Here is a 21854-nt window from a genome sequence, read left to right on the forward strand (position 1 = left end):
AGCGGCTCAGCTCAGGTCGGATCGAACAGGATCTGGCGCACGTCCAGCAGCGCGTGCTCGCCGGCATCAGTGGCCCACAGGCGTTGGCCCAGGCCGACGTCGCCGTCGCTGCCACTCCAGTCGGTACGACGCGCCAGCAGCAGTTGGCCGTCGTCGCTGCGCTCGGTGCCGGGGTAGCGCACCGGCACGAAACCGAACGCCTCGCCGCCGTTGCGCCAGGTCACCGCGACCGGCGCCCACAGCATGTCGCGCAGGTCGGCCGGCGCTTCGAACCGCAAGGCCTGTATCTGCGTGAACGGCACCCAGGCGTAGCCGCCGTTGACTACGAGTTCCAGGCACGGGCCGAAGCGCGGATCGGCGTCGGCGATCCAGGCGAAGCGCGTGTCGTCGAGCTCGCCGGCGCTGGTCGGGGCCTGCTCGAATGCCTGCGCACGCAGTTCGGCGGCCTGCGCAGTGGCGCCTTCGGCCGACAGCCGCAGCGCCTGCAACAGCAGCGCCAACCACGGTTCGGGCGCGCCGAGCACGGTCGGCAAGGCTTGCCCGGCGAACACCGCAGCGCGCTGGCGCTCGGCCTGCACGGTGATCGCATAGGTGGCGGCGAGCGCGGCGTTGTCGGCATCGAGTTCGCGACAGGCGGTGAGCTGGTCGCGGGCGCGGTCCCATTGGCCGAGCACCGCCAATAGCTGGAACAGGAACACGCGCTGGCGCGCGTCGGCCGGATGCTGGCGCACGCGTTGGGTCAGCAGTTTCAGCGCTTCATCCGGACGCCCGTGACGCAGCAGCAGTTCGGGAGTGGTGTCCATGGCCTGTCCGCACGAAGGGAATGTGCGGCGCCGTCGCAACGACGGCGCCGGGATGCGAGGCGGCCGCAGCCGCCGCCGCGGTCAGGCCTTGGCCACGCCCTGGATGTCGTAGGTGAATTCCTTCGCCCCGCCCTGCGCCGTGCCCTTGTCGTCCTGCGGCTGGAAGCTGTACTTGAACTTGCCGAAGTGCAGGGTCACGTTCTCGGTCAGGCGATCCTCGCCGCCCGAGCCGCCGGTGGACAGCGAGGTGATCAGCACGCCTTCGCTCAACTCGATGGTCAGGAAGTCGCTCTGTTCGCCGGTGGCGTTGGTCACGTACAGCCACGCCGTCTCCACGCGCGCGCCGGTGCACACCGCATCGAGCAACGCGTTGGAGCAGCCGTCGACGTACTTGGTGATGGAGATGTCCTGGATGTGCGCCTTGCCGCCGCTGGCCGAACCGCCACCGGTGTGCAGGTCGCCGGAATTGCTCGCGCCCCACGACCAGGCCAGGATCGGCACCTCGCCCTTGTGCTTCTTGTGGTTGGACGCGCCTTCGATCTTGACCTTGCCGCTGCCGAACTTGATATGCATGTCGAACGCCATGGAACTGCTCCTCTAGTGAAAAACGGACAACGATGGATCGGCGCCCAGCGCGCATCGCCTGCGCGCCGGAGCCGTGGCACGGTGGCGCCGGGTCAGGCCTTGGCCGCCGACGGCAGCCGCGACACCAGTCGCAGCGACACGGTCAGCCCTTCCAGCTGGTAGTGCGGTTTCAGGAAGAACTTGGAGGTGTAGTAGCCGGGCGCGCCTTCCACTTCCTCCACCACCACCTCGGCCGCGGCCAGCGGCTTGCGCGCCTTGGTGTCTTCGCTGGAGTTGGACGGATCCCCATCGATGTACTGGGTGATCCAGCGGGTCAGCCACGCCTGCATCTGCTCGCGATCGCTGAACGAACCGATCTTGTCGCGCACGATGCACTTCAGGTAATGCGCGAAGCGGCAGCAGGCGAACATGTACGGCAGGCGCGCGCCCAGTGCGGCGTTGGCGGTGGCGTCCGGATCGTCGTACTCGTCGGGCTTGTTCAGCGACTGCGCGCTGATGAACGCGGCCATGTCCGAGTTCTTGCGATGCACCAGCGGCATCAGCCCCATCTTGTCCAGTTCGGCCGAGCGGCGGTCGGTGATCGCCACCTCGGTCGGGCACTTCATGTCCACGCCGCCGTCGTCGGTGGGGAAGGTGTGCGTGGGCAGGCCTTCGACCGCGCCGCCGGACTCGATGCCGCGGATCCGCGAACACCAGCCGTACTGCTTGAACGAACGGTTGATGTTCACTGCCATCGCATAGGCCGCGTTCTGCCAGGTGTACTTGGCCGAATCGGCGCCGGTGGTCTCTTCCTCGAAATCGAATTCCTCCACCGGATTGGTGGTGGCCCCGTACGGCAGCCGCGACAGCGTGCGCGGCATCGCCAGGCCGATGTACTTGGAATCCTCCGACTCGCGCAGCGAACGCCATGCGGCGTAGTCCGGCGTGGAGAAGATCTTGGCCAGGTCGCGCGGATTGGACAGCTCGTTCCAGTTGTCCATGCCCATCAGCTTGGGTGCGGCCGCGGAAATGAACGGCGCATGCGCGGCGGCGGCAACCTGGGCGATGCCGTTGAGCAGCTCCACGTCCGGCGGGCTGTTGTCGAAGTAGTAGTCGCCGACCAGGCAGCCGTACGGCTCGCCGCCGAGCTGGCCGTATTCCTGCTCGTAGACCTTCTTGAAGATCGGGCTCTGGTCCCAGGCGGTGCCCTTGTAGCGCTTGAGCACCTTGCCCAACTCCTTCTTGGAGATGTTGAGCACGCGGATCTTCAGTTGTTGGTCGCTCTCGGTGTTGCTGACCAGGTAGTGCAGGCCGCGCCAGGCGCCTTCCAGCTGCTGCATGTCGGCGTGGTGCAGGATGTGGTTGAGCTGCTCGCTGAGCTTGCGGTCGATCTCGGCGATGTAGGCCTTGATCGTCTGCGACACGTCCTCGCTGACCACGTCGCTGCGGCTGAGCACCTGTTCGGCCAGGGTGCGCACCGCCGACTCCACTTCTTCCTTGGCGCGTTCGCTCTTGGGCTTGAATTCGCGGTTCAGCAGCGCGGCGAAATCGCCCGCTTCCAGAACCTGGGTGCCGCTGCCGGCTTCGGCCAGTTGTTCGCTCGCCATGGCTCAGCCCTCCTTCGGATCGGCGGGCTTGGCCGCCGAGACCAGCGACTGCAGCAGGGCCGGATCGCGCAGCGCCTGCGCGATCAGGTTCTCGGCGCCGGCCTTGCCGTCCATGTAGGTGTCCAGGTTGGCGAGCTGGGTGCGCGCCTCCAGCAGCTTGGCCAGCGGCTCGACCTTGCGCGCCACCGCCGCCGGCGAGAAGTCGTCCATGCTTTCGAAGGTGATGTCCACCGCCAGCTCGCCTTCGCCGGTGAGCGTGTTGGGCACCTTGAAGGTGGCGCGCGGGCGCATCGACTGCAGGCGGCTGTCGAAGTTGTCCACGTCGATCTCCAGCGCCTTGCGTTCTTCCAGCGACGGCAGCTCGCCGGCATTGGCGCCGGACAGGTCCGACATCACTCCCATCACGAACGGAATCTGCACCTTCTTTTGCGCGCCGTAGACTTCCACGTCGTACTCGATCTGTACGCGTGGCGCCCGATTGCGCGCGATGAACTTCTGACTGTTTGCCATTGCCTTGTCTCCGATTGAGCTTTTCGACCCGGCCCGCCGGCAATGCCGTGCAGGCCGGCCGCGCACCTGCCGCCGGTTGATCCCCGGGCCGCCGACGCGAAACGCCGGCGGCGCTCCCCCATCGCGCGCTCGCCGCCGTTCCGCCTCCACGTTCCCCTTGCGCCGTCGGCGCGCGGGCAGATCGCCGCACACCGGGCATCGCATGCCATGCGTCGCGCCGATCCCCTCGGCGCATCCTTCTGCACGGCGCTTTTCAGCGATGCGGCGAGTCTAGGAACGGCCCCGGAAGACCACCCGACATTTCGTCTCAGCGAAGGCCGCGTCTACGCTCGTGCACAAAGTGTGACGACGGTGATGGTTTCGCCCTGCTTCTTCCGGTTGTACCGATGACAGGCCCAGGGGTGGGCCGCGACCGCCGCAGATGACCACGATCCGTCGCATCACCGTACCGGCGCGCATGCAAGCGCGCGCGCACCTCGCCGACGCCGGCGAACCGCTGTTGATCGACCTGCTGGCCTACATCGAGGAGAACATCGGCGAACCGGACCTGGGCGGCGACATGCTGCTGGCCGCGTTCCCGCTGTCGCGCGCCACCTTGTACCGTCTGTTCCAGGCGCGCGGCGGCGTGGCCAGCTACATCCGCGAGCAGCGCCTGCGCACCGCGCACCGCTACCTGCAGCTGCACCCGCAGTGCAGCCTGACCTGGTTGTTGTACGAAATGGGCTTCGCCTCGGAACGGCAGTTCCAGCGCGCGTTCCAGGCCCGCTTCGGCATGTCGCCGGCGCAATGGCGCAAGGCGTGCCGCGCGGCACCGTGCCAGCCCAGGGAAGAGCGTCGCGGCCCCTACATCCCGATGTGGCGGATCATCCGCGAACTGTGCCGCACCTCGATGGTGGACGACGCGCCGGTGTACGCGCCAACGGAGCCGGCGACGGCGCAATAGCAGCTAGCGCTCCCTGTAGGAGCGGCTTCAGCCGCGACAGAAGCCTTCCCCAGCGCGACCGTTCCCGGCAAGATCCTGTCGCGGCTGAAGCCGCTCCTACAGGAAGCATCGCGCAGCAATCCAATCTCAGCGAATCACCAGCACCGGCACCTGGCTGCGCGCCAGCACCTCGGCGGTCTGGCTGCCGAGCAGCACCCGGCTCATGCCGCGGCGGCCGTGCGAGGTCATCACGATCAGATCGCAGCGGTGCGCCATGGCGATATCGATGATGCCCTCGGCCGCATAGCGATCCAGCACATGGCAGCCGTGCGCGATCACGCCGGTGGCCTCGGCGGCGGCCAGCGCCGGCGCCAGGATCTTCTGTGCGCCCTCTTCGCGGTCCTGCCGGTATTCGGGCGTGGCCTCGTAGCCCACGCTCCAGCCCATCGCGTCGTACATGCCCATCGCCCAGGGCTCGGACACAGTGACCACATCCACTTCCGCACCGAGCCTGGCGGCCAGCGCCAGGCCCTGCTGCAGCCCCTTGGCGGACAATTCGGAACCATCGATCGCAATCAGAATGCGCTGGTACATCTGCGTGCTCCGGTAACGCCGCTCGCAGCGGCATGGGCAGCATTGGACACCCGGCGCGGACGCCGCGCCTTGACCCGGATCAATTTCCGGACGATCGCGACACCAGCGCGCGCGCCGGATTGCCGGCCACGCGCGCACCGGCAGGCACGTCGCGGGTGACCACGCTGCCTGCGCCGATCACCGCATCGTCGCCGATCGTCACCCCGGGCAGCACGATCGCCCCGCCGCCGATCCACACATTGCGGCCGATCGTCAGCGGCCGGCCGAACTCCAGCCCGGCCGCACGCTGCGCCGCATCGCGCGGATGGTCGGCCGCATACAGCTGCACCGCCGGCCCGATCTGCGTGCCGTCGCCGATGCTGACCTTGCACACGTCCAGGATCACGCAATTGAAGTTGAGAAACACGTCCTCGCCGAGGAAGACGTTGTAGCCATAGTCGCAATGGAACGGCGGCCGCACCACCGCCCCGCGCCCGACCGCGCCCAACCGCTCGGCCAGCAACGCGCGCCGCCGCGCCGGCGGCTCGGCCAACGCCGCGTTGTAGCGCACCATCCACGCCTTGGCCGCGGCCTGGTCGGCCTGCAACTGCGCATCGCCAGGGCGATACGGCTCGCCGGCCAGCATCTTGTCTTTCTCGCTACGCATCCTGCCCTCCCAGGCATTGGGGAGCGCGCATCATCGCACCGACCACCATCGCACGCCGCCACGACGGACCGATCCATCTGCCGCACTAGGCGTACCCACCGGTGCTACTGTCGCGCGCTTGACGTCACCCAATCCAGATCCCGGAGCCCCACCATGCCCGCCGCCATCCGTCTCGTCCCCCGCCGCGCCCACCTGGCGCTGGCCCTGGGCATTTCCCTGGCATTCGCGGGCATGGCCGGCGCGCAAACCGTGCGCACGCCCGACGTGCCGCCGCCGCAGGACACGCCGTATCCCGGCAGCATCGCGCTGCAGGTGGATGCCGGCGACGTGCGCCAGGGCATCTACCGGGTGCGCGAGACGATTCCGGTCGCGGCCGGGCGGCTGACGCTGCAGTATCCGCAGTGGATCCCCGGCGACCATTCGCCGAGCGGGCCGGTGGCGATGCTGGCCGGGCTGACGCTCACCGCCAACGGCGCGCCGCTGGCGTGGCGCCGCGACACCTTCGATGTCTACAGCTTCCACGTGGAAGTGCCGCAGGGCGTGTCCGCGATCGAAGCCCGTTTCCAGTATCTGTCGCCGCGCGACGACGACTTCGAGATGACCGACAGGATGCTGCAGCTGGAATGGAACAAGCTGGCCTTGTATCCGGCCGGCCACTACACGCATGGCATCACCGTGGTGCCCAGCGTGACCCTGCCCGCAGGCTGGCAGTTCGGCACGGCGCTGGAGACCGCCACGCAGTCCGGCGCCACCACCACGTTCAAGCCGGTCGATTTCGAAACCCTGGTCGATTCGCCGATCTATGCCGGCCGCTATTTCAAGCGCGTGGATCTCACCCCGCCGGGCAGTGCGCCGGTGCATCTGGACGTCGTTGCGGATACGCCGGCGTCGCTGGAGATCACCCCCGCGCAACTGCAGGCGCACCGCAACCTGGCCGTGCAGGCGCTCAAGCTGTTCGGCTCGCACCACTACGATCACTACGACTTCCTGTTCTCGCTGTCCGACGTGCTGGGCGGCAACGGCCTGGAACACCACCAGTCCAGCGAGAACGGGTTGGAGGCGGACTACTTCAGCGCCTGGGCCGACAACGCGCCCGACCGCGATCTGCTGGCGCACGAGTACACGCATTCGTGGAACGGCAAGTTCCGGCGTCCGGCCGATCTTTGGACACCCACCTTCAACGTGCCGATGGGCGATTCGCTGCTGTGGGTCTACGAGGGGCAGACCCAGTATTGGGGCTATGTGCTTACCGCGCGCGCCGGGATGTGGACGCCGGAACAGTTCCGCGATGCGCTGGCGATGACCGCGGCCAACTACGACCGCAACCGCGAGGGCTTCCAGTGGCGCTCGCTGGAGGACACCACCAACGATCCCACCGCCGCGCATCGCGCGCCGCTGCCCTACCGCAGCTGGCAGATGAGCGAGGACTACTACAGCGGCGGGCAGATGCTGTGGCTGGCGGTGGACGCCAAGCTGCGCGCGCTCAGCCACGGCCGCAAGTCGCTGGACGATTTCGCCAAGGCCTTCTTCGGCGTGGACGATGGCAGCCACACGGTCAGGACCTACGGCTTCGACGACGTGGTGGCCGCGCTCGATGGCGTGGCCGCGTTCGACTGGGCCGGCTACCTCGCACCGCGCGTGGATGCGGTGAACCCGCCGCTGCTGGAAGGGCTGCAGGCCAGCGGCTGGAAGCTGGTCTATACCGACCAGCCGAGCGCGTTCGAGAAGCAGTACGACAGCCGCCACCAGTCGGCGCGCCACCGCTACAACTTCGCCTGGTCGATCGGCCTGGTGATGAACGACGATGCCAGCATCAACGACGTGGTGTGGGACGGCCCCGCGTTCAAGGCGGGCATCAGCACCGGCGCCACGCTGCTGGCGGTCAACGGCCAGGACTACACGCGCGAGGTACTCAAGCAGGCCATCGCCGAGGCCAAGGGCGGCACCGCGCCGATCGTGCTGACGCTGAAGTTCCAGGGCGGCGTGCACAACGTGGAGGTGAACTACCACGACGGCCTGCAGTACCCGCACCTGGTGCGGGTGGACGGCACGCCGGACAGCCTGAGCCAGGTCATCGCCGCGCGGCGGTAGCCAGGACGGCTGCCGGAGCCTATCCGGCAGCCGGATTGCTGGCGCTGACGGGCCGTATCGGCGCAATCGCCACGAGGCGTCGCCGGTGCGCCTCCATGCATGTCGCAGGCCGCCAGCGTCGGCGGCACCGGCGCAGCCGCGGCATGCCGATCCGCGGCCACGTGAGCGGCGACGCCTGGCGTGTCCGCGACGAGTGCTTGCCACCGCCGGCCGCTGAAGGCGTCGTGGCGTCATGCCGGATCGGCGCGCCAATGGCGGCTCAGCACCCAGGGGCAGGAGTTGCCTGTCCTTTAAAAGTGTGGAAAAACCTGCGCGCATTGTGTGATGATCGACACACTTTCATAGCGCGCCTTGGGCATGCCGGACGCTCGCCCGTCCACCTCATTGCGGCGCACCTTTATTGCAACGGACGCCAGAAGGAAGTTCCATGTTCGATCGGTTCGTGAAGACGACAGCGCCAGCGTTCGCCGCGCGCCCCAGGCGCGATCGCGCCGCCGCCCCTTCCCCCATGAAGACCGTTCAGCGCATGGTCCTGCTGGCGCTTGCGGCGCTGGCGTTGAGCGGCTGCCAGCCGCGCCAGACCGGCATGTTCTCGACCCTGGAACTGGACAAGGACGGCCTGCTGTACGGCTACGAGATCTTCATCGTCAAGGCCGATCGCGGCGCCGGCGCCGGCGCCGGCCAGGACTACTACGCGATCGTGCAGTGCGCCGACGGCAAGGCCGGCCCGCCGGCGATCGGCCAGGTGACGATGACCGCCGACCAGGTGCGCATCGCGCTGCCGTCGCACGCGACGCCGGGCTGCCCCTCCTCCACCTTCGTCGGCACCGTGGGGTTCAAGGAGCTGGCCGGCCATTTCGCCGGCGGCGAGCAACTGGCGCTGGCGCGCAAGTACAGCTTCTGGGAATGAACGCGTTTCCTCCAGCGCGTGCGTCCGGCGCTTGATGCCGTGCCGCGGCGCGGCTTGACGCTGCGCCCAGGCCGCGAAACCATCCTCGACCATCGCCCCGTCCTGGAACATCCCATGAAGCGCGTCACCGGCATTGGCGGCATATTCTTCAAGGCCAACGACGCTGCGGCGTTGCAGGCCTGGTACAAGCGGCACCTGGGCATCGATGTGCAGGCGTGGGGCGGCACGGCGTTCCCCTGGACCGACGCTGCCGGCACGCCGGTCGCCGGCAGCACCATCTGGTCGATCGGCGCGGCGCAAGGCGATCAGTTCGCGCCCAGCACAGCGCCTTTCATGATCAATTACCGGGTCGAGGATCTGCATGCGCTGGTCGCGGTATTGCGCGAGGAAGGCTGCAACGTGCTCGAGCGCGTGGACGATTCCGAATACGGGAAATTCGCCTGGGTCATCGATCCGGAAGGTAACAAGGTGGAGCTTTGGCAACCGCCTGCCGGGCAGTGAGCCGCCAGGCTGCATCGGCGGGCGCTGCGACTGTGGGCGCCCAGCATCCCCCGCGGCCACGATTGCAGACGAAGCCGACGCCAGGCGCCGCCGGGGTGTAACCGCGCCGCGCTGCGAACAAGGGCGACCCAGTGGCCTGCAACGGCGCTAAAGTGGCGGCCCGATTGCCGGACATGCCCTCCGTGACGCCCAAGTTCTGGCTGCTGCAAGCGTTCGGCTGGTCGCTGTTCCTGTCGATCGCCTACGCCGCGCGTCCGAGCGAAGCGGCGGTCGCCGATGCGCTGCAGTTCATGGCGATGTGCGCCTTGAGTGCGGCCGGGCTGGCGGGAAGCCTGGGGTTGCGCTGGCTCTACCGGCGATTGCAGGCCGATGGCTATGGCGATGTGCGCTGGCTGGGCATCCTGTTTGCCGCAAGCGTGCTGGCGGCCGTGGCGATCGACCTGCTGTTCCACGCCGCGCTGTCCCTGGGCGCAGGCCTGGCCCCGGCCCTGGCGGCGCTGCGGGAAGCGCAGCCGGCGATGTCGCGCGCGCCGCTGCTGGCCGTGGCGTATATCGCCTGGAGCCTGCTGTACCTGGCCATCAGCCGGCAGACCCGGCTGCAGCAGGCGGCCCGCACCCAACGCGATCTGCAGCTGGCGTTGAAGGACGCGCAACTGCAGCGCCTGCTGGGTCAGCTGAGCCCGCATTTCACCTTCAATACGCTCAACAACATCCGCGCGTTGATCCTCAAGGACCCGGAAGCGGCGCGCGAGCAACTGACGCGCTTTGCCGCCACGCTGCGCTATCAGTTCTCCGGCGGCGACGAGGCCCTGGTGTCGGTACGCGAAGAACTCGAGGTGGTGCGCGACTACCTGGGCCTGGTCGGCCTGCAGCTGGGCGCGCGGCTGCGCTACCAGGAACAGGTGGACCCGCAGGCGCTGGCGATGCGCGTGCCGCGCTTCTGCCTGCAGCTGCTGGTGGAGAATGCGATCAAGCATGGCCTGGGGCCGAGCAGCACCGGCGGCGAACTGCAGGTCTGCGTGGCGATGCAACGCGGCGGCCTGCACCTGGAGGTGCGCAATAGCGGCCGGCTGCGCAGCGACGACGGACAAGGCACCGGCTTGAACAACCTGCGCCAGCGCCTGCTGCTGTCGTTCGGGCCTGGCGCCGGCTTGCACCTGGTTCAAGAGGAAGAGTGCGTGGTGGCCAGCGTGTGGATAGGAGCGGCGGCGTGATCGAAGCGGTGATCGTGGAGGATTCGGAACTGGCGCGTTTCGAGTTGCAGCATCAACTCAAGGCCTATCCGCAGGTGAACGTGGTCGGCCACGCGGCCGACGTGGAGGCGGCGGTCGCGCTGATCGAAGCGGTCGCACCCGATGTGGTGTTCCTGGATATCGACCTGCCCGGCGGCAATGCCTTCGACGTGCTCGAACGCCTGTCGCAGGTGCCGCGCATCGTCTTCACCACCGCCTTCGATGCCTATGCGCTGAAGGCCTTCGCATTCAACACCGTGGATTACCTGCTCAAGCCGATCGAACCGCAGCGGCTCGCGCAGGCGATCCAGAAACTGTCCGAGTCGATGCCGGCGAGCCCGGCGCGGCGTTCGATGGACAGCGCCATCTTCATCAAGGACGGCGAGCACTGCTTCCTGGTCAAGCCGCGCGACGTACGCGTCATCGAGGCGGTCGGGAACTACAGCCGGGTCCACTTCCAGCAGCATGCGCCGCTGCTGTATCGCCCGCTCGGCGCGATCGAGGCGCAGCTGGCGCCGGAAAAGTTCTTCCGCGCCAGCCGCAAGTACATCGTCAATCTCGACTACGTGGAGCAGGTGGCGCCCTGGAGCAACGGCGGCCTGCTGCTCACGCTGCGCGGCGGGTTGGAGGTGGAGGTATCGCGGCGGCAGAGCGCGCGCTTCAGGGAACTGTTGAGCCTGTAGCCGCATCCGCCTCGCGCACGCCGGTGCTGTCGCCCATCAGCCGGTCGTGCAAGGTCATCGTGGGCCGGCCAGCGCGGTCCTGGCCGAAGCTCAACGCATCCAGTCCACCGTCCAGATAGTAGCGGCCGTCCGCATGCGCCTGCAGCGGCAGCGCATCCTCGCCGTCGCGCTGCAGCTGCAGGCGGCCATCCACTTGCGCAAGCGTGCGGGCGCCGTCGGCGAACCGATACTGCCCGGTGCGGCCCGGCGGCAGCGCAGGCGCCGGGTCCGTGCCGGCATACGGCCGCCCGGCCGCCATCGCCGCCAGGCGCACGGCCAGCGTGGTGGGATCCAGGAACTCGGCATTGGTGAGCACCGCCACGAACACGTCCGGCTCGCCGATGCGCACCACGTAGCTGTTGAAGCCGTTGATGAAGCCGCCGTGCTCCACGTCCGGCAACCCGTTCGCCTGGCCGATGATCCAGCCGAAGCCATAGGGCGACAGGGTGCCGTCGGCGAGCTTGGTCTTGGCCATGGCCTGGGCGAACGCAGCGGCCGGCAGCAGCGTGGCGTCGCGCAGCGCGCGGTGCCAGATCGCCAGGTCGTCCACGCTGCTGATCAGGCCGCCGGCGCCCTGCGGCTGCGACATGCTGATGAAGTCTGCGTTCTGCAGCGCCTGCCCGGCACGGCGGTAGCCATGGGCGCGGTGCGGGATCAGCGCCAGGTGATCGTCGTAGCGCGTGTGGGTCATGCCCAGCGGCTGGAAGATCGCCTGCTGCATGTAGGCCGCGTAGGGCTGGCCGGTGAGGCGTTCGATCAGGTGGGTCAGCACGATGTAGTTGGAATTGCTGTAGCGGAACCGCGTGCCCGGCGCGAACTCCAGCGGCAGGTCCTGGAAGTACCCGATCAGGCGCATGGCGTCGGTGTCCTCGCGGCGCGCGGCGCGCGAGGCGGGGATGCTGCTGACGTTCTTGATGCCCGAGGTATGCGTCAGCAGCTGGCGGATCGTCACCTTCGCCAATGGGCCGTGCAATGCCGGATCCAGTGACAGCAGCGTCGCCTCCAGGTCCAGCTTGCCGGCCTGGACCAGCTGTAGCACCGCCACCGCGGTGAACTGCTTGGTGACCGATGCCAGGCGCAATGCCGACTCCGGCTGCATCGGCACGCCATTCTCCACATCGGACATGCCATAGGCCTGGCGCAGCAGCACCCGATCGCCACGGGTCACCAGCACCACGCCACCTGGCCCGGCGTCCTTGAAGAAGTCCGTGGCCGCCTGGGCCAGGCCAGCCTCCGCTGAGGCCGTGGCCGCTCCCGCCGCGGCATGCGCGGTGCCGGCCATGGCCAGGACCGCTGCCAGCAACCACGTCAAACGATATGTCATGCGCCTTCCCCTTGGTGATGTGGGGCAAGGCTGGCGCGCCCGGGCGCCGCACTCCAGCGACCTATGACGGACGGGCGGCACGCCGCGTGAGCGGTCGTCGGAACGGACGAGTGGCGGCGCGGGCGCGGAATCCGCGCGGCAAACGCAGACGTTGCAGCGCCGGCTGGCCGGCGGGTCCCGCGGATGCGCCAGCGGGGAAGGCCGCCGCCGCGGAGCGCTTGCGTGCTTGCAGGCCCACTCGCCAAGCGCCGCGCCACGTGCCGCGGCACGCGGCGCGGCGACGAAGAGCAGGGCCAGGGCGTGCGGCCGATTCCCGAGCAAGCCGCTCTGGAATGGAAGACGCGGCCTAGGACTATTGACGCGATCGGGACTCGGCAACGTGGCCCATCCCGATCGCGCTAACAGCCTAGATCACCGTCAGATTGGCGTACGCCATCACCAGCCACTTCGCGCCGACCTCGTCGAACTGCACCTGCACGCGCGCGTGCGCGCCGTTGCCTTCGTAATCGATGACCACGCCGCCGCCGAACTTGGGATGCTGCACGTTGGCGCCGAGCCGGATCGCCGGCGCTTCGATGGCGCTGTGGCCGAGGTTGCGCGGCGCGCCCAGCGAGGCATTGCGCGACACCTGCACCTTCGGCCGCACTTCGTGCAGCAGCTCGCGCGGGATCTCGCGCAGGAAGCGCGAAGGCACGTTGTAGTTGTCCTGGCCATGGATGCGCCGCGACTCGGCGTAGCTGAGCACCAGCTTGTGGCGGGCGCGGGTGATGCCGACGTAGGCCAGGCGCCGCTCTTCTTCCAGGCGCCCGCTCTCCTCCAGCGAACGCGCGCTGGGGAACAGGCCATCCTCCATGCCGACCAGGAACACCAGCGGGAACTCCAGGCCCTTGGCCGAATGCAGCGTCATCAGCTGCACGCCCTCTTCGCCGGCCTGGGCCTGGCCTTCGCCGGCCTCCAGCGAGGCATAGGCCAGGAACGCGACCAGCTCAGTCATCGCCTGGCGGCCCTCGTCGGCGTCCTCGTCGTTGTCGGCGCGCACGAAGCGCGAGGCGACCGAGACCAGTTCGTCGAGGTTGTCGGTGCGCGATTCCGAATCCAGCCCGCCGCGGCTTTCCTTGCTCCAGTGCTCGCGCAGCGCCGAGCGCGCCAGCACCTGGTCGATCTGCTCCGGCAACGGCAGGCCGGCCACTTCGGCGGACAACTGCTCGATCAGCCCCAGGAACTGCGCCAGCGCATTGCGCGCCCGCGCGGCCAGGTCGCCGCCCTGCTGCGCGGCCTGTTGCGCGGCGGCCCACAGCGACAGCGACTGCGCGCGCGCCAGGCGCCGCACTTCGTCCAGGGTGCGGTCGCCGATGCCGCGCGTGGGCGTGTTCACCGCGCGCTCGAACGCCGCGTCGTCGGCACGGTTGGCGACCATGCGCAGGTAGGCCAGGGTGTCCTTGATTTCGGCGCGCTCGAAGAAGCGCATGCCGCCGTAGACGCGGTACGGCACCTGCTCGGCGATCAGCGATTCTTCGAACGCGCGCGACTGCGCGTTGCTGCGGTAGAGCACCGCCGCCTCGCTGTAGCTGCCGCCGTCGCGCACCCACTGGCGCACGCGCTCGACCACGTAGCGCGCCTCGTCGATCTCGTTGTAGGCCGCGTACAGGTCGATCGGGTCGCCGTCGCCCGAATCGGTCCACAGCTGCTTGCCGATGCGGTCCGGGTTGTGCGCGATCACCGCGTTGGCGGCGTTGAGGATGTTGGCGCTGGAGCGGTAGTTCTGCTCCAGGCGGATGGTCTGCGCGTTCGGGAAATCCTTCAGGAAGCGCTGCACGTTCTCGACCTTGGCGCCGCGCCAGCCGTAGATCGCCTGGTCGTCGTCGCCGACCACGAACACACGCCCCGTGTCCCCAGCGAGCACGCGCACGAACGCGTACTGGATCGCGTTGGTGTCCTGGAACTCGTCGACCAGGATCTCGCTGAAGCGGCTGCGGTAATGCGCCAGCAATGCCGGGTTGTCGCGCAGCAGCTCGTGCGCGCGCAGCAGCAGCTCGGCGAAATCGACCAGGCCCGCACGGTCGCAGCGCTCCTGGTACAGCGCGTAGGCGCTGCGCAAGGTAGTGGTCCACTCGTCGCGCGGCTCGGGCTGGATGTGCTGCGCACGCCGGCCCTCGTCCTTCTGCTGGTTGATCCACCACACGATCTGCTTGGGCGGGAACTTGCCCTCGTCCAGTTCCAGCTGCTGCACGACGCGCTTGACCAGGCGCAGCTGGTCGTCCGAATCCAGCACCTGGAAGCTTTCCGGCAGCTTGGCGTCGGGCCAGTGCAGGCGCAGCAGGCGATGCGCCAGGCCGTGGAAAGTGCCGATCCACATGCCGCGGCTGCCGTTGCGCAATTGCAGGTCGGTGCGGTGGCGCATCTCGCCAGCCGCCTTGTTGGTGAAGGTGACCGCAAAGATGCCGTGCACCGGCACGCCGTGGACTTCGTTGAGCCAGGCGATGCGGTGGGTGAGCACGCGCGTCTTGCCGGACCCGGCGCCGGCCAGGACCAGGTAATGGCCGGACGGGGCGGAGACGGCCTCGCGCTGGGCGGGGTTCAGATCATCGAGCAAATGGGAGACATCCACCGGGGTATTTTACCGGTTGCGGCGGCGCACCGGCTGCGACCGGGCAACCGGATCGCGAAAAAGCGGCCGCGGCGGCGCGTTCACCCCGCCGGGAGCAGCCGGCCGGCGACGATCGCCACGCACACGCGCAGCGTCGGCCACGGCAAGACGGACAGGCCGCTGCCGCCCGGCTGCCGTCGATCAGGCGCTGCAGGCGGCCATCGTCGACGCCTGCGCGCCAGGAACCGAGCATGCGGCCGATCCCCATGCGGCGCCTGCGGCAGCGCCTTCGCGGCGTCCAAAGCCGACGGGACTGGCTTAAGATCCGCACTCCCAATACCCGCACCGGCATCATGGACCGATCCCGTACGCACTTTGCCTGGCGCCAGCGCCTGTTCGCATCGGCCGCCACGCTCGCGTTGCTGGTGGGGTGTACCGCGCCTGCGATGGCGCAGACCGCGCGCAAACCGTCGCCCTACGAATACCGCCAGAGCAGTGGTACCTCCCCGCTGCAGCCGACGCAGGGGCCGGATTACCTGTCGCGCATCGACAGCCGCGCGCAGTTCATGCAGCTCGCCCGGGTCTACAACGCCGGGACCGCGCTGGAGATGCCGCATCTGATCTTCGTGATCGATCGGCAGAATGCAGCGCGCATCTACTACATCAATACGCCCCGGCATGCGCTGCACGAGCAGTTCGTGCAGCATCAGCGGCTGGTGCGCGTCATGGACAAGGCGACGCGCAACGCGCAGTACCGCGACCCGCAGCGGCGCTTTCTGTTCGGCACCATCAGCTGGCAGCGGGACCTGCCGGGCTACACCTACGAGTTCTGGGAGGGCGACCAGCTCACCGCGCCCTTGCTGCGGCAGACCGACGACGTGGTCCATGCCTCGTTCCGCGAGCCGATCCGCTTCAAGACCAACTCCACCCAGCACGAGCAGCTGGCCAGTTCCATGGGGCTGGCCTACGTCAGCCAGGAGGCGCTACTGCGCGAGCAGCGCTTCCTGCCATTGAACACGGGCCGCGCCGAGGGGCGGCTGCGCATCGTGCGCTCCGAGGAACAGCTGCGCACGCTGTCGCCGCGCGACATCCCGGTCCTGGACGAGGTACCGATCGCCTTGGCGCCGGTCGCCGGCCTGGTGACGCAACGCCCGTCCACCCTGCTGTCCCACGTCAACCTGCTGGCCAAGGGCTGGGGCATTCCCAATGTCTATGTGCGCGATGCGCAGACCGCCCTGCGCCAGTACGACGGACGTTGGGTGGCGCTGGAGGTCACCCACAACGACTACCGGGTGACGCCACTGACGCGCCCGCCAAGGACGCCATCGCCCGCGGCCGCCCGTCCGGCGGCGCGCAACCTGCCGCGCCCGGACCTGACGGTAGTCGCGCTCAAGCCCCTGGCGGCGCTGCGCGCGCGCGACAGCGGCCACTGCGGGGTCAAGGCCGCCAACCTCGGCACGCTGAAGGCGGCGCTGCCGCCGGCCGCGCGTGTGCCCGATGGCTTCTGCATCCCGTTCTCGCACTACCAGGCGGCGATGCAGCGGCTGCAGATTCCGCAGCGCCTGCAGGACCTGCAGCGTCGCCCGGGTTTCGCTACCGACGCGAACGTCCGTCGCGAGGCGCTGGCGGCGCTGCGTGCCGAGATCGCCGACGCCGCGCCCGATCCCGCTTTCGTTCGCGTGCTGGACGCGCAATGGCGCGATCAACTCCAGGGCGGTCCGGTGTTCGTGCGCAGTTCGTCCAACTCCGAGGATCTGCCGGGCTTCAGCGGCGCCGGCCTGTACACCACCGTGCCCAACGTGACCCGCGCCGATGCCTTGGCCAAGGCCGTGCAGACGGTGTGGGCCTCGGTCTACAACTTCGAGGCGTACGAGGCGCGCGCGGCGGCAGGGTTGCGCCAGGACGCGGTGGCCATGGCGGTGCTGGTGCAGCTGGCCGCGCCCTCGGACAGTTCGGGGGTGATGATCACCCGCGATCCGTTCGATGCCGCCCGCCGCCACATCACCTACATCTCGGCCAAGCGCGGACTCGGCATCCGCGTGGTGGAAGGCAAGCGCCAGGCCGAACAGGTGATGTATTCGACCTGGTCCAAGGCGGTGCAGGTGCTGAGCCGCTCGGCCGAAGACACCCAGCTCGTGGCGAACGCCGCTGGCGGCGTGCGCGAAGTGCCCATCACCGGCTCGCGCCAGGTGCTGACCGACGCGCTGATCGCGCGGCTGGCCAGGGTCGGCGCCTCCACCAAGCAGGCGCTGGGCGGCGCGGACCAGGACATCGAATGGGCCGTGGTCGGCGACGAGGTGGTGATTTTGCAGTCGCGGCCGTATGTGGACAGAAGCGCGCCATGACGCGCTATTGCCGTGCCGCCTTTCATACCGCTGCCTGAAGCCTGCGCCGCGGAGGCCGTCTCCGTCGCATCGCGTCGACTTCGCTGTGCGGGACCATGTGCTGCATTCGTCTGCCCATGTCCGCTTATTGCCGGAAGCGGACATCCTGCGGTTGCCGAGGAGTCGCGTTCAGTGGACCGGGCGAGGGCGTAGCGCTGTCAGCAGCAGCGCCGTGCCGAACGCCAGGCAAGCCAGAATGGCGAGCACCGAGAGCGGGAGGCTGAAGTCCTTGCGGCCCGATAGCGCAAAGCCCGCGTGCAGGATGAAGGTGGTCACCCCCACGCCACCACAACCGAGCGCCCATGCTCGTGCATGGCGACCGCGCAGCAGGACGCTTCGATAACCGTAGAGAAGCGCACCGACCGCAACGCCGTTGAAGACCAGGAATCCCTGGATGCCCCCGGGAACGGCGAACATCTTCCATTCCTGCCAGAAGGCGGCGTCGATCTGATGCAGGATCAGCGAAAGCGCTGTCGCGAAGTAAAGACGTTCCATGCCATGGCTTCCTGATTTTCCGAACGATCCTAGCGCGCCGTCTTGTGCGTGCGGCGGAAGTGGAATGCGCCACTGCAAAGGCATTCCTGCTCCCCGGGTGGGCCGGCGGTAACGCCCATTATCGACCGATCGCGGAGGTTCGAACGCGCGACCGTTGAAAACCGGCCAGCGCGCACTGCACAGGCGCCATGACGGCAGCCAGGCGCGCTTTTAGTTCGCGCCGGCGCTCGCCGGCCGCCATTCGCACAGCAACGCCTGCGCCTGCTGTTGCGCCTGCACGCGCAACTCCGGGATCGCCAGGCTTTCCCACAGGCTGCCGATGCGCAGGCTGCCGAGCACGCGGATGTTCGGGTCGGCATGGCCGTCGGCGTCGAGCAGCGCACCATCGGACGCGGTGGCGACGCCGATACCGTGCGGGCCGGGCGCAGCGTGGCCGCAGCCCAGCAGTTGGTGCAGCAGCGGGTTGCGCATGGTCTGCGCGCGCAACTCCACGCCGGTGGCGTTGATCAGGTAGTGCGCGTCCAGTTGCAGCGCCAGCCCGTCGGGACCGACCGCGTTGACCTGCACGCAGGCGCCGACCGGGAACACCGTGTCCAATCGCGCGCGGTGCACGCGCAGCTGGCCGACCCGACGCATCGCCTGCAATTGCGCGAACACCGGTGCGGCAATGCGGTGCCGGTGCGCATCCCAGTAGCGCACGGCATGGCGCAGGAAGCGCCGCTGTTCGGTAGCCGACAGCGACTGCCACAGCGCCTGGCCCAGCGGCCGCAGCCGCTCCATCACGCTCTGCCACGGCAGGCCGCGTGCCTGTGCCGCGGCCGCATGCCGGCGCAGCGCGCGCAGGCGCTGGCGCAGCGGCAGCGCCAGTAACGGCTGCGGGTCGAAGTCGGCCGCGGCGTGGCCGGCATGCTCGGCATGCGGCAGCGGCAGGACCGCGTGCCGCGAGATCACGTGGACCGGGCCGCGGTGCGCATTGGCGAGCAGGGTCAGCACGCTGTCGGCCATGCTCAGCCCGGCGCCGACGATGCACACCGTGGATTCGCGCGGGATCGTGCGCAGCTGCTCGTAGTTCCAGGCATCCACCCGCACGTGCGCCGGCAGGCTGGCCGCGCCGCGCGCCGGCAGCGGACGCAGGCTGTTGCCCAGCGCCAGCACCGTCGCCTGCGCGCGCAGCGTCGCGCCATCCTGCAGTTGCAGCGCCTGGCCATGCGCATCCCGGCCCAGCGCCACCACCCGCTGCTGCCGCCACTGAAACTGCGCCGGACTCGCCGCGTGCGCCTGCGCCAGCCGCGCGCGCAGGTAGTCGGCGTAATGGCGGCGCTGCACATAGGCCTGCGCCAGCGCGTCGCGCTGCAGCGCCGGATACAGCGCCTGCTGCTGCAGCCAGTCGAGGAAATCGTCGGGCAACTCGGCGAAGGCGCTCATGCGTCCCGCCGGCACGTTCAGCAGGTGCTCCGCGCATGGCGTCGCATAGGCCACGCCCTGCGCCAGCGCCGCCTGCGGTTCGATCAGCTGCAGCCGCAGCGCCTGCGTGGCCTGCCGCAGCAGGTGCAGCGCCACCAGCGTGCCGGCCGCGCCGCCGCCGACGATGGCGATATCGCAGTCGCAGTCGCCATCGGAGGCGGGGGGCAAGAGGTCGCTCATGCCGGCGATTGTAAGGGATGCCCTCGCCGGCTCCGCCCGCGGCTAAGAACCATCGCTCATGTCGGCGCGAACATCGCGCATGGCGGCGACATCATGCTGTCATGTACGTGCGCACTCACATCAACGCATCGGCCAGGCGGGCGATGCCTTCGCGGCTGCGCCGCCAGGTGGGCCGCTTGCGCCAATCCTGCAGCGACAGCGCGCGCGCATCGGCCAGGTAGTCGGCCTCCACCGCGCGCAGCCGCTGCACCACCTCGGCGCAATAGCACAGCACGCCGATCTCGGCGTTCAGCGCGAAGGAGCGGATATCCAGGTTGATCGAGCCGACCAGGGCGATGCCCTCGTCCACGCTCAGGTGCTTGGCATGCAGGAAGCACGGCCGGTACAGCGCGATCTTGACCCCGCTGCGCAGCAGTTCGTCGTAGTACGCCTCCTGCGCCCAGGCGGTGAGCCGCTGGTTGCTGCTCTCCGACAGGATCAGCTGCACGTCCACCCCGGACAGCGCGGCGATGCGCAGCGCGCTGAGCGTGGCCTCGTCTGGCACGAAGTACGGCGTCACCATCACGATCCGCCGCCGCGCCAGATGGATCAGCGCGTTGACCGCATCGCGCGCGTTCTCGAACGGATACGCCGGGCCGCTGGGCAGCAGTTGCGTGGCGGTGTCGGCACCGTGCACCCCGGTGCCGTCGGCCACGCGCAGGCGCTGCCCGGTCTCGATGAACCAGTCGCTGGCGAACACCGCCTCCAGGTGCCCGACCACTGGTCCCTGCAGCCGCACCACCAGTTCGCGGTTGGGATGGCCGCGCACGAATTCGGCCGCGGCCAAATTCTGCGAACCGGTGTAGCCGACGCGGTTGTCGATGACCGCGATCTTGCGATGGTTGCGCAGGTCCATGCGCCCGCTGCGGCGCCAGCGCAGGCCGCCCGGCAGCAGCGCCTGCACCTCGACGCCGGCCGCGCGCAGGCGCTTGCGGTAGCGGCGCAGCCCGCGCTTGCCGCCGCGCGCATCGAGCAGCAGGCGGCAGCGCACGCCGCGCGCGGCGGCACGCAACAACGCAGCCACGACCGCGTCGCCGACCGCATCGTCGAACATCAGGTAGTACAGCAGGTGCACTCGCTCCACCGCCGCGTCGATGTCGTCGATCAGCGCCTGCAGCGAGTCCGCATAGCGATCGAGCAATTCCACCGTATTGCCGTGGGTGGGCATGAAATCGCCCTGGCGCTCGATCAGCGGCACCACTTCGGCGATCGCGGTGTCGGCGGGCGGAGTCCAGCGCAGCGCGGTCAACGGCACCTGCTGCTCGCGGATCACCTGCGAGGCCTGCGCCTGGCGCTGGATGCGCTCGCGCGACAGCCACGGGTGGCCCAGCAGCAGGTACAGCGGCAGGCCGAGCACCGGCACGAACCCGACCAGCAGCAGCCAGCTGCGCGCCGCGCCGGGCGTGGTGCGCGCGGGAATCCACAGCAACGCCACCAGCCGGATCAGCCAATCCAGCGCCAGCAACCAGGTGCCTTCCAACCAGAACGGCAGCATCGCGACCCTTCGCAAGCCAAGTCGCCCGATTCTGCGGGCTGCGGCGGCAAACGCAACCGTTGCGTGCAGTGCCGCGGCTGGCGGCGCGCGCCGGGCGTCCGCCTCGCACAGCGGCGACGGCCCCGCAGTCAGAACAAAATGTGCAGGCCCCAGACGCACGAAACCCGCCTTGCGGCGGGTTCCGTGTCGACCTCGAAAGGCGATCCAGCGATCAGTCGATCACTTGATCTTGCCTTCCTTGTACATCACGTGCTTACGCACGACCGGGTCGTACTTCATCATTTCCATCTTCCCCGGAGTGTTCTTCTTGTTCTTGTCCGTGGTGTAGAAGTGGCCGGTGGCGGCCGAGGAAATCATACGGATCTTGTCACGCTTGCCTGCCATGATTGTTTACTCCTCAGACCTTTTCGCCGCGCGCGCGCAGCTCTTTCAGAACGGCATCGATCCCGTTCTTGTCGATGGTGCGCAACGCATGCGCGGAAACACGGAGCTTGATCCAGCGGTTCTCGCTGGCGACCCAGAAGCGGCGCTCGTGCAGGTTGGGCAGGAAGCGACGACGGGTTCTGTTGTTGGCGTGGGAGACGTTGTTACCCGTCTGCACACGCTTGCCGGACACTTGGCATACGCGGGACATTACGCACCTCGATAGAAAGTTTGAGTCGCCCATAGCCTGGGAGACGGCGGCCCCGGCAGCCTTGTGGGCCACCACGCGACGTGGGAAATCAAGCAGTTACGCTGGGAGAGGCCGGCCGGAGATCGCGCATCCGGCCGCCGTTCCGACCGG

19 protein-coding genes and 1 pseudogene are annotated in these 21854 nt (G+C 68.7%); 7 read left to right on the forward strand and 13 right to left on the reverse strand.

What is annotated here, in order from left to right; genetic code table 11:
* Positions 1-11: 11 nt before the first annotated feature.
* The 4 genes from HEP75_RS21325 to tssB form a co-directional block, all read right to left on the reverse strand.
* Positions 12-803 (reverse strand): type VI secretion system accessory protein TagJ, encoded by a 792-nt coding sequence (locus tag HEP75_RS21325; protein WP_185824860.1) that lies wholly within the window; start codon positions 801-803, stop codon positions 12-14.
* 81 nt (positions 804-884) lie between these two features.
* Positions 885-1388: a type VI secretion system tube protein Hcp gene (locus HEP75_RS21330; protein WP_185824861.1), complete on the reverse strand. Its 504-nt coding sequence runs from the start codon at positions 1386-1388 to the stop codon at positions 885-887.
* Between the two features lie 92 nt (positions 1389-1480).
* Positions 1481-2974 carry a type VI secretion system contractile sheath large subunit gene (gene tssC, locus HEP75_RS21335; RefSeq protein ID WP_185821500.1) on the reverse strand — a complete coding sequence of 498 codons (1494 nt, stop codon included), beginning with the start codon at positions 2972-2974 and terminating at the stop codon, positions 1481-1483.
* A gap of 3 nt (positions 2975-2977) precedes the next feature.
* Positions 2978-3484 (reverse strand): type VI secretion system contractile sheath small subunit, encoded by a 507-nt coding sequence (gene tssB, locus HEP75_RS21340; protein WP_145704028.1) that lies wholly within the window; start codon positions 3482-3484, stop codon positions 2978-2980.
* Between the two features lie 421 nt (positions 3485-3905).
* On the opposite strand from tssB, the pseudogene HEP75_RS21345 reads away from it, so the two are divergent.
* Positions 3906-4367: pseudogene (locus HEP75_RS21345) on the forward strand (AraC family transcriptional regulator); the annotation flags it as partial.
* A 186-nt stretch (positions 4368-4553) separates the two neighbouring features.
* Here the strand turns inward: HEP75_RS21345 and HEP75_RS21350 are convergent.
* Positions 4554-5000, reverse strand: coding sequence for a universal stress protein (locus tag HEP75_RS21350; RefSeq protein ID WP_185824862.1), 447 nt, complete (start codon positions 4998-5000; stop codon positions 4554-4556).
* 79 nt (positions 5001-5079) lie between these two features.
* Positions 5080-5646, reverse strand: a complete 567-nt coding sequence (locus HEP75_RS21355; protein WP_185824863.1) for a maltose acetyltransferase domain-containing protein — start codon at positions 5644-5646, stop codon at positions 5080-5082.
* Between the two features lie 153 nt (positions 5647-5799).
* Here HEP75_RS21355 and HEP75_RS21360 point away from each other — a divergent pair, with 153 nt between their 5' ends.
* The 5 genes from HEP75_RS21360 (at position 5800) to HEP75_RS21380 (ending at position 11063) form a co-directional block, all read left to right on the forward strand.
* On the forward strand, positions 5800-7737 hold the full coding sequence (locus tag HEP75_RS21360; protein ID WP_185824864.1) for a M61 family metallopeptidase: 1938 nt from the start codon (positions 5800-5802) through the stop codon (positions 7735-7737).
* 508 nt (positions 7738-8245) lie between these two features.
* Positions 8246-8647, forward strand: coding sequence for a hypothetical protein (locus HEP75_RS21365; protein ID WP_185824865.1), 402 nt, complete (start codon positions 8246-8248; stop codon positions 8645-8647).
* A 114-nt stretch (positions 8648-8761) separates the two neighbouring features.
* Positions 8762-9148: a VOC family protein gene (locus HEP75_RS21370; protein ID WP_185826696.1), complete on the forward strand. Its 387-nt coding sequence runs from the start codon at positions 8762-8764 to the stop codon at positions 9146-9148.
* A gap of 173 nt (positions 9149-9321) precedes the next feature.
* Positions 9322-10362, forward strand: a complete 1041-nt coding sequence (locus tag HEP75_RS21375) for a histidine kinase (protein ID WP_185824866.1) — start codon at positions 9322-9324, stop codon at positions 10360-10362.
* A complete protein-coding gene (locus HEP75_RS21380) occupies positions 10359-11063 on the forward strand; it encodes a LytTR family DNA-binding domain-containing protein (RefSeq protein WP_185824867.1) in 705 nt (234 codons plus the stop codon). The genes HEP75_RS21375 and HEP75_RS21380 overlap by 4 nt, the downstream gene beginning before the upstream one ends.
* Here the strand turns inward: HEP75_RS21380 and HEP75_RS21385 are convergent.
* Both HEP75_RS21385 and uvrD read right to left on the reverse strand, forming a co-directional pair.
* Positions 11041-12426 carry a serine hydrolase domain-containing protein gene (locus HEP75_RS21385; RefSeq protein ID WP_185824868.1) on the reverse strand — a complete coding sequence of 462 codons (1386 nt, stop codon included), beginning with the start codon at positions 12424-12426 and terminating at the stop codon, positions 11041-11043. The two genes, HEP75_RS21380 and HEP75_RS21385, sit on opposite strands and share 23 nt — an antisense overlap.
* Positions 12427-12832: 406 nt before the next feature.
* A complete protein-coding gene (gene uvrD / locus HEP75_RS21390) occupies positions 12833-15034 on the reverse strand; it encodes a DNA helicase II (RefSeq protein ID WP_185821511.1) in 2202 nt (733 codons plus the stop codon).
* A 332-nt stretch (positions 15035-15366) separates the two neighbouring features.
* Here uvrD and HEP75_RS21395 point away from each other — a divergent pair, with 332 nt between their 5' ends.
* Positions 15367-17358, forward strand: a complete 1992-nt coding sequence (locus HEP75_RS21395; protein ID WP_185824869.1) for a PEP/pyruvate-binding domain-containing protein — start codon at positions 15367-15369, stop codon at positions 17356-17358.
* A gap of 168 nt (positions 17359-17526) precedes the next feature.
* Here the strand turns inward: HEP75_RS21395 and HEP75_RS21400 are convergent, their stop codons facing one another.
* From HEP75_RS21400 to rpmB, 5 genes are all read right to left on the reverse strand, one after another.
* Positions 17527-17892: a DUF6713 family protein gene (locus tag HEP75_RS21400; protein ID WP_185824870.1), complete on the reverse strand. Its 366-nt coding sequence runs from the start codon at positions 17890-17892 to the stop codon at positions 17527-17529.
* A 210-nt stretch (positions 17893-18102) separates the two neighbouring features.
* Complete coding sequence (locus tag HEP75_RS21405) at positions 18103-19536, reverse strand: FAD/NAD(P)-binding protein (RefSeq protein ID WP_185824871.1); 1434 nt, start codon at positions 19534-19536, stop codon at positions 18103-18105.
* 115 nt (positions 19537-19651) lie between these two features.
* Positions 19652-21070 carry a cardiolipin synthase gene (gene cls / locus HEP75_RS21410; protein WP_185824872.1) on the reverse strand — a complete coding sequence of 473 codons (1419 nt, stop codon included), beginning with the start codon at positions 21068-21070 and terminating at the stop codon, positions 19652-19654.
* A 219-nt stretch (positions 21071-21289) separates the two neighbouring features.
* Positions 21290-21457 (reverse strand): 50S ribosomal protein L33, encoded by a 168-nt coding sequence (gene rpmG, locus HEP75_RS21415; protein ID WP_170874102.1) that lies wholly within the window; start codon positions 21455-21457, stop codon positions 21290-21292.
* Between the two features lie 10 nt (positions 21458-21467).
* On the reverse strand, positions 21468-21704 hold the full coding sequence (rpmB, locus tag HEP75_RS21420) for a 50S ribosomal protein L28 (protein WP_003467012.1): 237 nt from the start codon (positions 21702-21704) through the stop codon (positions 21468-21470).
* Between the last annotated feature and the right edge of the window lie 150 nt (positions 21705-21854).

Origin of the sequence: Xanthomonas sp. SI (assembly GCF_014236855.1) — a bacterium.
In the GTDB taxonomy this organism is placed as follows: Bacteria; Pseudomonadota; Gammaproteobacteria; order Xanthomonadales; family Xanthomonadaceae; genus Xanthomonas_A.

Bases quoted from the DNA above. Each gene is read 5' to 3' on its own strand.
- HEP75_RS21325 (WP_185824860.1), bottom strand. From the start codon at position 803: ATGGACACCACTCCCGAACTGCTGCTGCGTCACGGGCGTCCGGATGAA.
- HEP75_RS21330 (WP_185824861.1), bottom strand. From the start codon at position 1,388: ATGGCGTTCGACATGCATATCAAGTTCGGCAGCGGCAAGGTCAAGATC.
- tssC (WP_185821500.1), bottom strand. From the start codon at position 2,974: ATGGCGAGCGAACAACTGGCCGAAGCCGGCAGCGGCACCCAGGTTCTG.
- tssB (WP_145704028.1), bottom strand. From the start codon at position 3,484: ATGGCAAACAGTCAGAAGTTCATCGCGCGCAATCGGGCGCCACGCGTA.
- HEP75_RS21350 (WP_185824862.1), bottom strand. From the start codon at position 5,000: ATGTACCAGCGCATTCTGATTGCGATCGATGGTTCCGAATTGTCCGCC.
- HEP75_RS21355 (WP_185824863.1), bottom strand. From the start codon at position 5,646: ATGCGTAGCGAGAAAGACAAGATGCTGGCCGGCGAGCCGTATCGCCCT.
- HEP75_RS21360 (WP_185824864.1), top strand. From the start codon at position 5,800: ATGCCCGCCGCCATCCGTCTCGTCCCCCGCCGCGCCCACCTGGCGCTG.
- HEP75_RS21365 (WP_185824865.1), top strand. From the start codon at position 8,246: ATGAAGACCGTTCAGCGCATGGTCCTGCTGGCGCTTGCGGCGCTGGCG.
- HEP75_RS21370 (WP_185826696.1), top strand. From the start codon at position 8,762: ATGAAGCGCGTCACCGGCATTGGCGGCATATTCTTCAAGGCCAACGAC.
- HEP75_RS21375 (WP_185824866.1), top strand. From the start codon at position 9,322: ATGCCCTCCGTGACGCCCAAGTTCTGGCTGCTGCAAGCGTTCGGCTGG.
- HEP75_RS21385 (WP_185824868.1), bottom strand. From the start codon at position 12,426: ATGACATATCGTTTGACGTGGTTGCTGGCAGCGGTCCTGGCCATGGCC.
- HEP75_RS21395 (WP_185824869.1), top strand. From the start codon at position 15,367: ATGGACCGATCCCGTACGCACTTTGCCTGGCGCCAGCGCCTGTTCGCA.
- HEP75_RS21400 (WP_185824870.1), bottom strand. From the start codon at position 17,892: ATGGAACGTCTTTACTTCGCGACAGCGCTTTCGCTGATCCTGCATCAG.
- HEP75_RS21405 (WP_185824871.1), bottom strand. From the start codon at position 19,536: ATGAGCGACCTCTTGCCCCCCGCCTCCGATGGCGACTGCGACTGCGAT.
- cls (WP_185824872.1), bottom strand. From the start codon at position 21,070: ATGCTGCCGTTCTGGTTGGAAGGCACCTGGTTGCTGGCGCTGGATTGG.
- rpmB (WP_003467012.1), bottom strand. From the start codon at position 21,704: ATGTCCCGCGTATGCCAAGTGTCCGGCAAGCGTGTGCAGACGGGTAAC.